Origin of the sequence: Paraburkholderia sp. J10-1, from assembly GCF_905220165.1 — a bacterium.
Lineage (GTDB): Bacteria > Pseudomonadota > Gammaproteobacteria > Burkholderiales > Burkholderiaceae > Paraburkholderia.
In genome coordinates, this window is the sequence record NZ_CAJMYW010000016.1 from 80,613 (window position 1) to 92,906 (window position 12,294).

13 protein-coding genes are annotated in these 12,294 nt (G+C 65.8%); 7 read left to right on the forward strand and 6 right to left on the reverse strand.

The window, feature by feature from the left end; all coding sequences use genetic code 11:
* The first annotated feature begins 125 nt into the window (after positions 1 to 125).
* The 7 genes from fliL to fliR all read left to right on the forward strand — a co-directional run bounded on the left by fliL (position 126) and on the right by fliR (position 4,743).
* Entirely contained in the window at positions 126 to 629 is a 504-nt protein-coding gene (fliL, locus tag U5A65_RS33145) for a flagellar basal body-associated protein FliL (protein ID WP_321915330.1), read from the forward strand.
* A 46-nt stretch (positions 630 to 675) separates the two neighbouring features.
* Positions 676 to 1,674, forward strand: coding sequence for a flagellar motor switch protein FliM (gene fliM, locus U5A65_RS33150; RefSeq protein WP_321915380.1), 999 nt, complete (start codon positions 676 to 678; stop codon positions 1,672 to 1,674).
* Complete coding sequence (gene fliN / locus U5A65_RS33155) at positions 1,667 to 2,131, forward strand: flagellar motor switch protein FliN (protein WP_321915331.1); 465 nt, start codon at positions 1,667 to 1,669, stop codon at positions 2,129 to 2,131. Before fliM ends, fliN begins: the two co-directional genes overlap by 8 nt.
* A complete protein-coding gene (gene fliO, locus U5A65_RS33160) occupies positions 2,128 to 2,790 on the forward strand; it encodes a flagellar biosynthetic protein FliO (RefSeq protein ID WP_321948963.1) in 663 nt (220 codons plus the stop codon). Before fliN ends, fliO begins: the two co-directional genes overlap by 4 nt.
* 102 nt (positions 2,791 to 2,892) lie before the next feature.
* On the forward strand, positions 2,893 to 3,636 hold the full coding sequence (gene fliP, locus U5A65_RS33165; RefSeq protein ID WP_321915381.1) for a flagellar type III secretion system pore protein FliP: 744 nt from the start codon (positions 2,893 to 2,895) through the stop codon (positions 3,634 to 3,636).
* 10 nt (positions 3,637 to 3,646) lie between these two features.
* Positions 3,647 to 3,919 (forward strand): flagellar biosynthesis protein FliQ, encoded by a 273-nt coding sequence (gene fliQ, locus U5A65_RS33170; RefSeq protein ID WP_321915333.1) that lies wholly within the window; start codon positions 3,647 to 3,649, stop codon positions 3,917 to 3,919.
* A gap of 32 nt (positions 3,920 to 3,951) precedes the next feature.
* Positions 3,952 to 4,743 carry a flagellar biosynthetic protein FliR gene (gene fliR, locus U5A65_RS33175; protein ID WP_321915334.1) on the forward strand — a complete coding sequence of 264 codons (792 nt, stop codon included), beginning with the start codon at positions 3,952 to 3,954 and terminating at the stop codon, positions 4,741 to 4,743.
* Positions 4,744 to 4,823: 80 nt separating this feature from the next.
* Here the strand turns inward: fliR and flgL are convergent, their stop codons facing one another.
* From flgL to U5A65_RS33205, 6 genes are all read right to left on the reverse strand, one after another.
* Complete coding sequence (gene flgL, locus U5A65_RS33180) at positions 4,824 to 6,068, reverse strand: flagellar hook-associated protein FlgL (protein WP_321915335.1); 1,245 nt, start codon at positions 6,066 to 6,068, stop codon at positions 4,824 to 4,826.
* 11 nt (positions 6,069 to 6,079) lie between these two features.
* Positions 6,080 to 8,101, reverse strand: coding sequence for a flagellar hook-associated protein FlgK (flgK, locus tag U5A65_RS33185; RefSeq protein WP_321948964.1), 2,022 nt, complete (start codon positions 8,099 to 8,101; stop codon positions 6,080 to 6,082).
* A gap of 215 nt (positions 8,102 to 8,316) precedes the next feature.
* The gene (locus U5A65_RS33190; protein ID WP_321915337.1) at positions 8,317 to 9,078 is read right to left on the reverse strand and encodes a flagellar brake protein; all 762 of its coding nucleotides are present in this window, start codon (positions 9,076 to 9,078) and stop codon (positions 8,317 to 8,319) included.
* Between the two features lie 279 nt (positions 9,079 to 9,357).
* On the reverse strand, positions 9,358 to 10,359 hold the full coding sequence (flgJ, locus tag U5A65_RS33195; RefSeq protein WP_321937068.1) for a flagellar assembly peptidoglycan hydrolase FlgJ: 1,002 nt from the start codon (positions 10,357 to 10,359) through the stop codon (positions 9,358 to 9,360).
* A gap of 10 nt (positions 10,360 to 10,369) precedes the next feature.
* Complete coding sequence (locus tag U5A65_RS33200; RefSeq protein ID WP_321915382.1) at positions 10,370 to 11,530, reverse strand: flagellar basal body P-ring protein FlgI; 1,161 nt, start codon at positions 11,528 to 11,530, stop codon at positions 10,370 to 10,372.
* 32 nt (positions 11,531 to 11,562) lie between these two features.
* A complete protein-coding gene (locus U5A65_RS33205; protein WP_321915339.1) occupies positions 11,563 to 12,276 on the reverse strand; it encodes a flagellar basal body L-ring protein FlgH in 714 nt (237 codons plus the stop codon).
* Between the last annotated feature and the right edge of the window lie 18 nt (positions 12,277 to 12,294).

Below are 12,294 nucleotides of genomic sequence, written 5' to 3' on the forward strand. Positions count from 1 at the left end.
CCGGAATTCCCCCGTCTATTCCTCCCATCGCTGAAAGGCAAAAGCCGGAACAATGCAGCATGCCCGGACTGACCATCAGGTCGGCGCCCCGGACCCTTGCAAGCATCCCAGGCTGACTCTTCGACATGGCGACCACGACCGCATCCCAGCAAGCCGCGCCCCAAGGCGCGAAACCCGGACCGATGAAGCGCATTCTCCTCATCGCGCTCATTGCGATCCTCGCCGCCGCAGTGGCGGGCGGCGCGACGTGGTTCTTCATGTCGCGCCACGCGGCGAGCGCGCCGGCCGCACCGGCGGCAGCGCCCCCGGCCGTGCCCGTCTACTACGCGCTCGAGCCGATGACCGTGAACCTGCAGACCGACGACGGCGAATCGCACTACCTGCGCATCGGCCTCACGCTCAAGCTCGACAGCCAGGCCACCCAGGACGCGCTCGTCGCGCGCATGCCCGAGATCCGCAGCCGCCTGTTGCTCGCGCTCTCGAACAAGCATCCGTCCGACCTCGCGCCGCTCGACGGCAAGCGCGCGCTCGCCACCGAGCTCGCCGTGCTGATCTCGCAGCCTTCGGGCGCGAACGAAAAGCCGATGCACGTCGACGACGTGCTGTTCACCGAATTCGTCGTCCAGTGAGCGTGACTGAAATGATTCCCGCGATGGAGGGCCAGTCATCATGACGATGGGTCACGACGAGTTCATGTCCCAGGAGGAGGTCGATGCCCTCCTCAAAGGCGTCACCGGCGAAGTCGATTCCGATTCGAACGGCTCCGAGAAGCAGGGCGTACGTCCCTACAACATCGCGACGCAGGAACGTATCGTCCGCGGCCGGATGCCCGGCCTCGAAATCATCAACGAGCGCTTTGCGCGCCTGTTGCGCGTCGGCATTTTCAATTTCATGCGCCGCACCGCCGAAATCTCGGTGGGTCCGGTGCGCGTGCAGAAGTACAGCGAGTTCACCCGCAACCTGCCGATCCCGACGAACCTGAACCTCGTGCACGTAAAGCCGCTGCGCGGCACGTCGCTGTTCGTGTTCGACCCGAACCTCGTGTTTTTCGTCGTGGACAACCTGTTCGGCGGCGACGGGCGCTTTCACACGCGCGTGGAAGGCCGCGACTTCACGCAAACCGAACAACGCATCATCGGCAAGCTGCTCAATCTCGTGTTCGAGCATTACACGACCGCGTGGAAGAGCGTGCGGCCGCTGCAGTTCGAATACGTGCGCTCCGAAATGCATACGCAGTTCGCAAACGTTGCCACGCCCAACGAGATCGTGATCGTCACGCAGTTCTCGATCGAGTTCGGTCCGACGGGCGGCACGCTGCACATCTGCATGCCCTACTCGATGATCGAGCCGATCCGCGACGTGCTCGCCTCGCCGCTGCAAGGCGAAGTGCTCGACGTGGACCGCCGCTGGGTGCGCGTGCTCTCGCAGCAGGTGCAGGCCGCCGAAGTCGAGCTCACGGCCGACCTCGCGCAGGTGCCCGTGACGTTCGAGCAGATCCTGAACATGAAGAAGGGCGACGTGCTGCCCATGAACGTCGCGGAACACATCACCGCCAAGGTGGACGGTGTGCCCGTGATGGAGTGCGGCTACGGAATTTTCAATGGTCAATACGCGTTGCGGGTCCAGAAGATGATCAGCGCAGCCGACACGATGAAGGAAGGTGGATATGAGTGACGTAAACGCCACGAGCGCAGACGAGCCGGTGCTCGACCCGGGCTTTGCGGAGGCCGCGGCGCAGGATGCAGGCGGCGAGTCGTCGCTGGACGACTGGGCGAGCGCGCTTGCCGAGCAGAACAGCAACGACGCACCGGCCGCGCAGCCCGCGGCCGTGTTCCAGCCGCTCTCGAAGGTCGATTCGACCAAGACGGCCAACGACATCGACATGATTCTGGACATTCCCGTCCAGATGACCGTGGAACTCGGCCGCACCAAGATCGCCATCCGCAACCTGCTGCAACTCGCGCAGGGCTCGGTCGTGGAACTGGACGGCATGGCCGGCGAGCCGATGGACGTGCTCGTGAACGGCTGCCTCATCGCCCAGGGCGAAGTGGTGGTCGTGAACGACAAGTTCGGTATTCGTCTCACCGACATCATCACGCCGTCCGAGCGGATCCGGAAGCTGAACCGATGAAACGCGAGGCTGTTCCCGGCGTCGCGACGGGCGTTGTCTCTCGCGCCAACGCACGACGCGCGGGCAAGTCCCGCGGCGCGCAGGCGCTGCGCTTCTCGTGGCGCCTCGCCGTGCACCTCTCGCTCGCCGGCGTCGCCGTTTTCGCGGTCATGAGCGCGCGGGCCGCCGACCTTCAGGCGGTCAACGAAGCCACGCGCGCGGCCGCCGGTGCCGCGGGTACGTCGGGCGCCTCCGCCGTGATCGCTGGCAGCGCGGTTCCCGCGCTCGGTTTCGGCGCGGTCGTGCAGACGGTGCTGGGTCTCGCGCTCGTGATCGGCGTGGTGTTCGGCTGCGCCTGGCTCGCACGGCGTCTCGGCCTGCAAGGCGGCCCGAAGAACGCGCTCGTGAAGACCGTGGGCGGCGCATCGCTCGGCGGCAAGGAGCGCGTGGCCGTGGTCGAGATCGGCGACACCTGGCTCGTGCTGGGCGCTGCGCCCGGCAACGTGCGCCTGCTTCACACGCTGCCCGCGGGCGAGCTTCCCGCAGGCGTCGCGGCGGCGGCTCCCAACGCCCCCGCCCTCTCGGGCACTTTCGCACAGCGCTTTCGTGACGCGCTGAAGAGCGAAGCGAATAAACGCATCAGCGCGCGTTTCATGCGTCACGACGGCGGAGCGCAGTAAATGCACGGCAGTTCCCTTCATGCGCCGAACGCGGGCGGCGAAGCCCACGCACGCGCGGTTACCCTCGCCAAGATCGCCAGAACGGCGCTCCCGTTTGCGCTGATGCTCGGCGCGGGCGCCGTCGCCCTCGCGCTGCCGCACCTCGCGCACGCCCAAAGCGTGGCCGGTCCGCAAGGTCTGCCCGCCTTCAACACGAGCCCGGGCCCGAACGGCGGCACGACCTACTCGCTGAGCGTGCAGACGATGCTGCTGCTCACGATGCTGTCGTTCCTGCCGGCGATGGTGCTGATGATGACGAGCTTCACGCGCATCATCATCGTGTTTTCGCTGCTGCGCCAGGCGCTCGGCACGACGACCACGCCGCCCAACCAGGTGCTCGTGGGCCTCGCACTCTTTCTCACGCTGTTCGTGATGTCGCCCGTGCTCGACAAGGCCTACAACGACGGCTACAAGCCGTTCTCGGCCGGCACGATCTCGATGGACGACGCCGTGGCGCGCGGTGTGGCGCCGTTCAAGACGTTCATGCTGCGGCAGACCCGCGAGTCCGACCTCGCGCTCTTTGCGCGCATCTCGCACGCGGCGCCCATGCAGGGCCCCGAAGATGTACCGCTCACCCTGCTCGTGCCCTCGTTCATCACGAGCGAGCTGAAAACCGGCTTCCAGATCGGCTTCACCATCTATATTCCGTTTCTCATCATCGACCTGGTGGTGGCGAGCGTGCTGATGTCGATGGGTATGATGATGGTCTCGCCCGCGACGATTTCACTGCCCTTCAAGCTCATGCTGTTCGTGCTGGTGGATGGCTGGCAACTGCTGATCGGCTCGCTCGCGCAGAGCTTCAGCTAAGGAGCCCACGATGACACCCGAAATGGTCATGACGATTGCCCACGAGGCAATGTACGTCACGCTCCTGCTAGCCGCCCCGCTGCTGCTCGTGTCGCTCGCCGTGGGTCTCGTGGTGAGCCTCTTCCAGGCCGCCACGCAGATCAACGAAACCACGCTCTCGTTCATCCCCAAGCTGATTGCCATTGGCGTCACGCTCGTGATCGCAGGCCCGTGGATGCTCTCGACGATGATCGATTACATGCATCGCATGTTCACGAGCATCGTCTCGGTCGCGGCGGGCTAGCGCCGCCGCCACGCGGCTTTCCGGCACGCTCCATGTTCACCGTCACCTACGCGCAGCTCAACGCCTGGCTCACGGCATTTCTCTGGCCGTTCACGCGCATTCTGGCGCTCGTGGCGGTCGCGCCCGTGTTGGGCAACCGCTCGGTACCCACGCGCGTGAAGATCGGCCTCGCGGGGTTCGTCACGCTGATCGTCGCGCCCACGCTCGGCGCCATGCCGCAGGTCACGGTGTTTTCCGCCGAGGGCGTGTGGATCCTCGTCAACCAGTTCCTGATCGGCATCGCGCTTGGTTTCACGATGCAGCTCGTGTTCGCGGTCGTGACCGCGGCGGGCGACATGATGAGCCTCGGCATGGGCCTGGGCTTCGCGAGCTTCTTCGACCCGCAGGCCAACACCAGCACGCCGGCGCTCTCCTCGTGGCTGAACATGATGGCGATGCTCACTTTCCTCGTGTTCGACGGCCATCTGCAGATGCTCGCGGCGCTCGTCGCCACGTTCCAGACGCTGCCGGTCACGGCGAGCGTGCTGGGCGCCTCGGGCTGGAACCTCATGGCCAACTATGGCGCGACGATACTGACTTCGGGCCTGCTGCTGTCGCTGCCGGTGGTGGTCGCGCTGCTCATCACCAATCTTTCGCTCGGCATTCTCAACCGCGCGGCGCCGCAGATCGGGATCTTCCAGATCGGCTTCGCGCTCACGATGCTCGTGGGCATGCTGCTCGTTCAGCTCATGATGCCCAACCTGATTCCCTACTTCGCGCGCCTGTTCGACAGCGGCATCGACCAGATGGGCCGCGTGGCTGCCGGGTTGAAGCCGCCTGGTTGAAGCCGATTCGCTAACGCGGGCAAGGCAATAAAAAAGCGGACCGAAGTCCGCTTTTTTTTCGACCGCTCAATGCCGCGCGTTCAAGGATTGATGTACTGGAACAGTGAGAGATTCTGCGTGGCGGCAAAGCTCTTCTGCGAAGCCGTGAGCGCGTTCGAGAGCTGCTCGAACTGGCTGATCGCGGCCACCGTGTCGGTGCTCGTGAGGTCGGAGAGGTTCGAGGTGATCTGCAGCGAGTTGGTCGAGGTGACCGTTTGCAGTGCCTTCACTTCCTGCTCGCGGCCGCCCACCGAAGCCTGCACCGTGATCACGTTCGAGAGCGAGTTGCCGATCTGCGAGAGCCCGGTGTTCAGCGCGTTGTTGAGGTTCGCGACCGCAGCCTGGGAGCCGCTCGTGGGCGTGTTCAGCGCGGCGATGATGCTGTCGATGCTCGCGAACACGTCCGTGTTCTGCGACGACGTGGCGGGCGTGACCGAGAACGAGTCGCCTGCGGCGGGCGTACCCGAGAACGTCACGCTCATGCCCGAGCCGAGCGAAACGGCGCTGCCTTCCGTGTAGTTGGCCGCCGCCGTCGTCGTCGCCGGGCTCGCGCTGTTGTCGGTCACCGTGTAGGTGAGCGCGCCGGTCGTCGGGTCGGTGGCGAACGCGATGGAGTAGTTGTCGTTGTTGGTCGCCTGCGTCGGATCCGTCACCGTCACGCCGCTGATCACGCCCGTACCCGTGTTCGACGAACTGCCCGAGGCAATATTGGCCGAACCCACGGCTTGCACGCTCTGGAACACCGTCGTGCCCGTGTCGCCCACGGCGATGTTGCGCGTGCCGGCCACCTGCATCACACGCTGGCCCGCGTCGCCGTTGTAGGTCACGCCGCCGCCCGACTTGTTCGAGAACACCTGCGAGGTGCTCTGGAAGCCGGAGAAGATGTAGTTGCCCGCGCCGTCCGTGGTGTTGGCGAGCGTGAGCAGCTGGTCGCGGTCGCCCTGCATCTGCTGGGCGATCGCCTGGCGCGCCTGGTCGGTGAGCGAGCCGTTCTGGGCCTCGATGATGAGCGAATGGATGCTCTGCATCGTGTTCGTCACGCTCGTGAGCGTCGTGTCCTCGAGCTGCAGCGCGGTCAGCGCCGTCGTCTGGTTCGCCGAGTACTGCGTGAGCGTCGCGCTCGTGGCGGAAAGCGTCACGGCCTGCGCCGCGCCGAGCGGATTGTCGGCCGGGTTCGAAATGGCCACGCCAGTCGAAATCTGCTGCTGCACCTGGAGGAGCTGGGACTGCTGGTTCTCCATCGTCGACACGCTGGAGGCGAAAATCTGGGAAGTCGCGATACGCATGGATTAGCGCCTCACTGGAAAATGCCGATCAGGGTCTGGAACAGCGACGCCGCCGTCTGGATCACCTTGCTGTTGGCCTGATAGAGCTGTTGGTACTGCAGCAGGTTTGCGGCTTCCTCGTCGAGGTTCACGCCCTGCACCGACTGCTGCTGCGACGTGAGCTGCGTCACGAGCGACTGCTGCGACGTGTTCGACGCCTGCAGCTGGCTAGCGGCGTTGCCGATCGTGTTGACGTAGTTCGCGTACGCCGTGGTCAGCGTGGTCGATCCGCTGAACGCCGTGCTCGACGTGAGGTTCGCGATCGCGAGCGCGTTGCGGCCGTCCTGCGTGCCGCTCGCGTTGCCCGCCACCGTGAACGAATCGCTGTTCGAGGGCGTGCCCGTCATCGTGAAGCTGATGTTGGTGGCGGTGCCGTTGGCGCCGGTCGAATCGGTGAGATTCGTGATGGTGTACGTCGCACCCGTGGTCGGGTCGTACGGCACGCCGGTCACGGGCGGCGTCGCGGTGCTGTTGATCGTCACGGAACTCGTCGTGCCGCCTGCCGTGATCGACACGGTCGTGCCGTCTGGAAGGCCCGTCAGCGTGCCCGTGGTCGAATCGTACGAGAGCGTGACCGGCAGATTCGTCGTCGAATAGCCCGTGCCCACCGCGCCTTGCGTGACGTTGGCCGTGCCTGCATTCGTCGTGGCCGCCGAAACGACCACCGGCGTCGCCGCCGCGATCGACGCGGGGTCGCTGGTGGCGACGGAGAAACTCGCGAGCGCGCCGGCCGTCGGCTGGATCATGAACGAGTCGCCTGCGCTCACCGTGCCCGAAGGCGTGATCGAGAAGCCGCCGATCGTGATCGGCGCCGTGCCGTTCGGCTGGCTATCGACCAGCGTGTTCGTCGCCGTGTCGGTGAGGTTCCAGTTCGTGCCGTCGTAGCTCAGCTGGTAGTTGTCGGTGAGCGGCGACGTGCTGTTCGTGAGCGTCGCGCTGACCGTGGTCTGCGTGTCGGGGTTCGTCGAGCTGGCCGTGACGAGCGGGTTGCCCACCGTGAACAGATTGCCGCCCGCGCCGCCCGAGAGCGTGAGGCCGAGTGCGTTCTGCGAGTTCACCTGCGCGGCGAAGCTCGTGACGATCGCGCCGAGCTGCGACTCCGCCGGATCGAGTGTGGTCGAGACGAACGACACCAGGCCGCCCACGGTGCCGCCTTGCAGCGCGGCCGAGGTGAGCACCTGCGGCGTGCCTTGCGAGGCGGCGCTCGCGCCGTTCAGGCCCTGCCACGCCACCGTGAGTTCCTGCGGATTCGTGCTCGAAGGCTGCGTCGTGAGGTTGTAGCTATTGCTGCTCACCACGAGCGGCTGGCCGTTGCCAAGGAACACGCTGTAGCTGCCGTTGCTCTGAACGACCTGCACGCCGACCAGCTGCGAAAGATTCGCGACGGCTTGATCGCGCTGATCGAGCAGCTGGTTCGGCTGCTGGCCGCCTGCGCTCGCGGACGTGATCTGCGCGTTGAGGTTCGCGATCTGCTGCGTGTAGGTGTTGATTTGCGATACAGCGCTCGTGAGCTGCGTGTTCACGCTCTGGCGCATGGAGTCGTACTGCGAGCTCGCGGCGTTGATCTGGGTAGCGAGCGTTTGCGCGTCGGAAAGCACGGTCTGGCGCGCCGCGGTGTCAGAAGGCGAATTCGAAACGTTCTGCAGGCCCGTGAAGAAGTTCGTGATCGCGGTCGCGATACCCGAGGTCGGGCTGCCCACGAGATTCGAGAGCTGCGTGGCGAGGGTGTACGACGCCGAGTACGCGCTGCTGGTCGACTGCGCGTTGTTGAGCGCCGTCGTGAGGTACTGGCTGTAGGCGCGCTGCACGGTCGCGGTCGTGACGCCGCTGCCGATATAGCCGCTCGACGTGTACTGACCCGCCGATTCCTGGTACACCGGCGTCTCGACGGTGTAGCCCGCGGTCGTCGAGTTGCTGATGTTCTCGCCGGTGGTCGAGATGCCAATCTGCGCTGCCTGCAGGCCGCTCAGACCGATCGAGAAAATGTTGGACATGCGTGATCCTCGAAAACGGCCCGCCCCCCTGGCAAACCGCGTGATGTACTCACGGTATAACGGCAGCGCCCTTCAAAAATTGAGCGCCTGATGAGCCCGAAAACGTTAGCGCGCGTGCGTGTGCACATGCGCGCCTGTCCCGTGGCGCAGCGAACCGGCGCAATCTGCATTGCGCCGGCCGGATGATGCGGATCGTGCGGGTGAGGCGGTACGGATCAGGCGCGAGCGAGCGCGCGGCGCTTCATCTCGAGCTGCGTGATATAGCGCTGCAGCGTGTTCTCGGCGGAGCCGGGCAGCGCGTCGAAGCGAAAGCCCATGTGATAGCGGCGATCGCCGTTGGGCAGGTCGATGAAGCGCAGCACGACGAGCCCGAGATCTACGCGCAGCTTGCCGTGCGCGCGCAAGTCGAGCTCGACGTCGGGCAGCACGAGGCCCATGGAGAGATCCGCCACACGCGCGTCGGTCGTGCGCAGCCCGAGGCCGCCAAGCGAGAGGTCATGCACCTCGTAGGCGAAGCGCGGGCCGCCGCTCGGCAGTTCGCCGCGGCAGATGCACGGCTCGAGCACGGGCGTGTCGACGCGGAAATACTCGCGCCGCTGCACGTAGAACAGCACTTCGGGGAAGTCGGCTTCGAACGCGGGGCGCCCTTCGAACTCGGTGCGCCGCGGCGTGGCCGTCTTGAACTCCACGCGCACGCCGTCGGGCGAAGCGTGGAAGTGGGACTCGGGCGCGGCGAGCACGCCCGTGTTCTGCTCGGGCAGCGCGCCCCAGTCGAACACGAAAGTGCGCTCGCGTCCGTTGACGGCCAGAATGCGCGTGACGAGCTGTCCGCCGCGATACTGGAGCGTCAGGAAGTCGCCGCGATTGACGAGATTGCGTAGCTGGACGCCGATCTCGAGCGGGTTGCGGCGCCCAAAATCGTGAGCGCCTTCCGCGTCCCCGCCTGCTTCCTGTGGATTCGACTGAACGGTATTCATGGGCCTGCCGGAAATTCGTGAACGTGCCAGCGCGCCTGCGGACCCTTTCCGCGCGCGCCGTTCGGGCGGTCTGACTGCCCGATTGCTTTTCCATCTCGCCTGCATTAGCGGCAGGCATTACGAAAAATTTAGGGATTCGGCCTAAAAAAAGTGGGCTTTATCCCTGCATGAAACACGCGTGTGCAGCTTCTTCCGGCAACTGCGCCGAGGCAACGTTTGCGGCGGCCCATGTGACGCGAACCGCGACGCCAGCGGCGTTGCCCGCCGTCTAGCCGGCCGTCAGGCCATCCGCTGCATGATGGTCAGCAGCTTTTTCGCGTAGTGCGGGTCGGTGGCGTAACCCGCGCGCTGCATGCCGTGCGCGAAGCCCTCGGCGCTCTTCGAGCCGTTGATCACCGACGCGTAGCGCGGATTGCTCTTGAGCAGCGACGCGTAGTCGGTCATCGCCTCTTCGTACGAGTCGTAGGCGCGGAACTTCTCCACCACGCGATGCGGCTGGCCGTTCACGTACTCGGTCGTGACCGTCGAGACGGTCTTGCCGGTCCAGTCCTTGCTCGCCTTGATGCCGAAGACGTTGTGGCTCGTCGAGCCGTCGGCGTTCTTGATCTCGCGCTTGCCCCAGCCCGATTCGAGCGCGGCCTGGCCGAGAATGAAGCGCGCAGGGATGCCCGTGGTCGAGCTGGCCTGCTGCGCGGCGTTGGCGAGCTTGTCGACGAACGCGTCCACCGAGGCGTCGCCGTTGCCCTTGACGGGCGGCGTGAGCGCACTGTTGCCGCTGTAGCCCGAACCGTTGGCGAGCGCGCCGTTGGCCGCCGCGTTGCCGTAGGCGCGGCCGAGCGCATTGAGCATCGCGAGGTTGCCCTCGTTCGCGTCCTTGCCCGAAAGCCCGGAGATCGCGCCCGCCATGCCGCCCGCGCCGCCTGCCCCGCCTGCGCCATCGGCGCCGCCTGCGCCGCCCATGCTGCGCATGAGTTGCTTGAGCATCGCATTCGCCACGCCAATGCCCTTGTTCGACATCTGCTGCGCGAGCTGCTGGTCGAGCATCGAGGTGAACTGCTTGCTGTCGTTTGATTCGAGCGGGCTGTCGTCGGGCGTCGCGTCGCGCATGCTCTTGAGCATCATCTGCGTGAAGACCGCGTCGAACTGCTTCGCGGCCATCTTCGCGCCCTGCTGGGGCGAAGCGTTCGCCGCGGCGCGCATCGAGTCGAAGCCCTGCACGTCGAGTGCAAAGCGGTTGGTGAGGTCGAGGCTGCCGCCGCCGATGTTGTTCGTATTATCCAAGTTACACCCCTTAGATGATCTCGAGGTCGGCGCGCAGTGCGCCTGCTGCCTTCATCGCCTGCAGGATCGACATCAGGTCCGCCGGCGTCGCGCCGAGCGCGTTGAGCGCCTTCACGACCTCGGCGAGATTTGCGCCCGCCGTGACGAGCTTGAGCGATCCGTTGTCCTGCTTCAACTGGATCTGCGACTGGCGTGTCGCCACCGTCTGGCCATTGGAGAACGCGCCGGGCTGGCTCACCGCCGTTTGCGTGTTCACGACGACCGAGAGATTGCCGTGCGCGACCGCGCAGCTCTCGAGCGTGACCATCTGGTTCATGACGATCGAGCCGGTGCGCGCGTTCAGGATCACCTTCGCAGCCGGCGTGGCCGGGTTCACGTTGAGGTCCTGGATCTGCGCGATGAAACCCACCTGCGAGGCCGGATCGGCCGGGCCGTGCACCTGGATCGTGCGGCCGTCGAGCGGCGAGGCCGTGCCCGGGCCGAACATGTTGTTGACGGCCGAAACGATGCGCTGCGTCGTGTCGTAGTCCATGTCATTGACGGTCAGCGTGAGGAGGCCGCCCTGCTGCGAGACCGGCGAAATCACCGAGCGCTCGATGATCGCGCCGCCCGAGATGCGGCCCGCGGCGAGCTGGTTCACCTGCACCTTGCTGCCGTTGGCCGAGGCACCCGCGCCGCCCACGGCCACGTTGCCCTGCGCGAGCGCATAGACCTGCCCGTCGGCGCCTTTGAGCGGCGTGAGCAGCAGCGTGCCGCCGCGAATGCTCTTCGCGTTGGCGAGCGAGGACACCGTGATGTCGATTTGTTCGCCCGGCCGCGCGAACGGCGGCAGCACGGCCGTCACCATCACCGCGGCGACGTTCTTCAGCTGCATGTTGTTGAGCGTCGAGGAGGAACCCGACGAGCTCGACGTGTTGTTGATCGAGATGCCGAGGTTCGCGAGCATGTTCGCGAGCGTTTGCGTGGTGAACGGCGCCTGGGTCGTCTGGTCGCCGGTGCCGTCGAGACCCACCACGAGGCCGTAGCCGATGAGCGGGTTGTCGCGCACGCCCTGGAAGGTCGCGAGGTCTTTCACGCGCTCGGCGCGCGCGGGCGTCGCATAGGCGACGAGCGCGCCGCACGCAACGACGAAACCGAACGCCACGCCCAGGGCGGCGAGCACGTCCTTCATGCGCGAACGGCGCGAACGATGGAAGCGGATCTTTACCATGGCGCGATGTTCAGGAAGAAGCGTTGCAGCCAGCCCATCGTCTCTGCTTCGTCGATCACGCCTTTCGCGGAGTATTCGATCTTCGCGTCGGCGACGTCGGTCGAGAGCACGGAGTTGTCTCCGGCAACGGTGTTCGGATTGACGACGCCGGAAAAGCGCACGTATTCATTGCCCTGGTTGATGAGCATCTGCTTCTCGCCGGACACGACGAGATTGCCGTTGGGCAGCACGTTCGTGACGGTCACGGTGATGACGCCCGTGAACGTGTTCGAGGCGTTCGCGCCGCCCGTGGCGTCGAACTGGTTCGCGCCCGTCGTATTCAGGTTCGCGCGGTTGAAGAAGCCCGGCAGGAAGTTCGCGGTGCCCGCTACGCTCGTGCTGGTGCCGCGCTTGGTGTTCGCGCCCGATGACTTGGTCGCGTTGATGTTTTCGGAAATGACGATCGTGAGGATGTCGCCGGTATTGCGCGGACGCTGGTCCTCGAAAAGCGGCCGACCCGCGTAGCCCGGGTTGTAGATGGCGCCCGGCGAATTGTTCGTGGGCGGCGGGGGCGGCACGGCCGTCATCGGCTGCTGCACGATAGGCTGCCGGTTGGGAATGTAGGCGCAGCCCGCCAGCATCGCGAGCGCCACACCCGCCACGAGCGCTCGGGCATGGCCCGGCCGCCGTGCGCGGATGCGAGGATGGTTTCGAACGGACTGCGACATATTCTTCACCGACTTGAT

Bases quoted from the DNA above. Each gene is read 5' to 3' on its own strand.
- flgL (WP_321915335.1), bottom strand. From the start codon at position 6,068: ATGCGTATCGCGACTTCCCAGATTTTCGCCTCCAGCGTGTCGACGATG.
- fliM (WP_321915380.1), top strand. From the start codon at position 676: ATGGGTCACGACGAGTTCATGTCCCAGGAGGAGGTCGATGCCCTCCTC.
- fliR (WP_321915334.1), top strand. From the start codon at position 3,952: ATGTTCACCGTCACCTACGCGCAGCTCAACGCCTGGCTCACGGCATTT.
- fliQ (WP_321915333.1), top strand. From the start codon at position 3,647: ATGACACCCGAAATGGTCATGACGATTGCCCACGAGGCAATGTACGTC.
- U5A65_RS33190 (WP_321915337.1), bottom strand. From the start codon at position 9,078: ATGAATACCGTTCAGTCGAATCCACAGGAAGCAGGCGGGGACGCGGAA.
- U5A65_RS33200 (WP_321915382.1), bottom strand. From the start codon at position 11,530: ATGAAGGACGTGCTCGCCGCCCTGGGCGTGGCGTTCGGTTTCGTCGTT.
- flgK (WP_321948964.1), bottom strand. From the start codon at position 8,101: ATGTCCAACATTTTCTCGATCGGTCTGAGCGGCCTGCAGGCAGCGCAG.
- fliL (WP_321915330.1), top strand. From the start codon at position 126: ATGGCGACCACGACCGCATCCCAGCAAGCCGCGCCCCAAGGCGCGAAA.
- fliP (WP_321915381.1), top strand. From the start codon at position 2,893: ATGCTCGGCGCGGGCGCCGTCGCCCTCGCGCTGCCGCACCTCGCGCAC.
- fliN (WP_321915331.1), top strand. From the start codon at position 1,667: ATGAGTGACGTAAACGCCACGAGCGCAGACGAGCCGGTGCTCGACCCG.
- U5A65_RS33205 (WP_321915339.1), bottom strand. From the start codon at position 12,276: ATGTCGCAGTCCGTTCGAAACCATCCTCGCATCCGCGCACGGCGGCCG.
- fliO (WP_321948963.1), top strand. From the start codon at position 2,128: ATGAAACGCGAGGCTGTTCCCGGCGTCGCGACGGGCGTTGTCTCTCGC.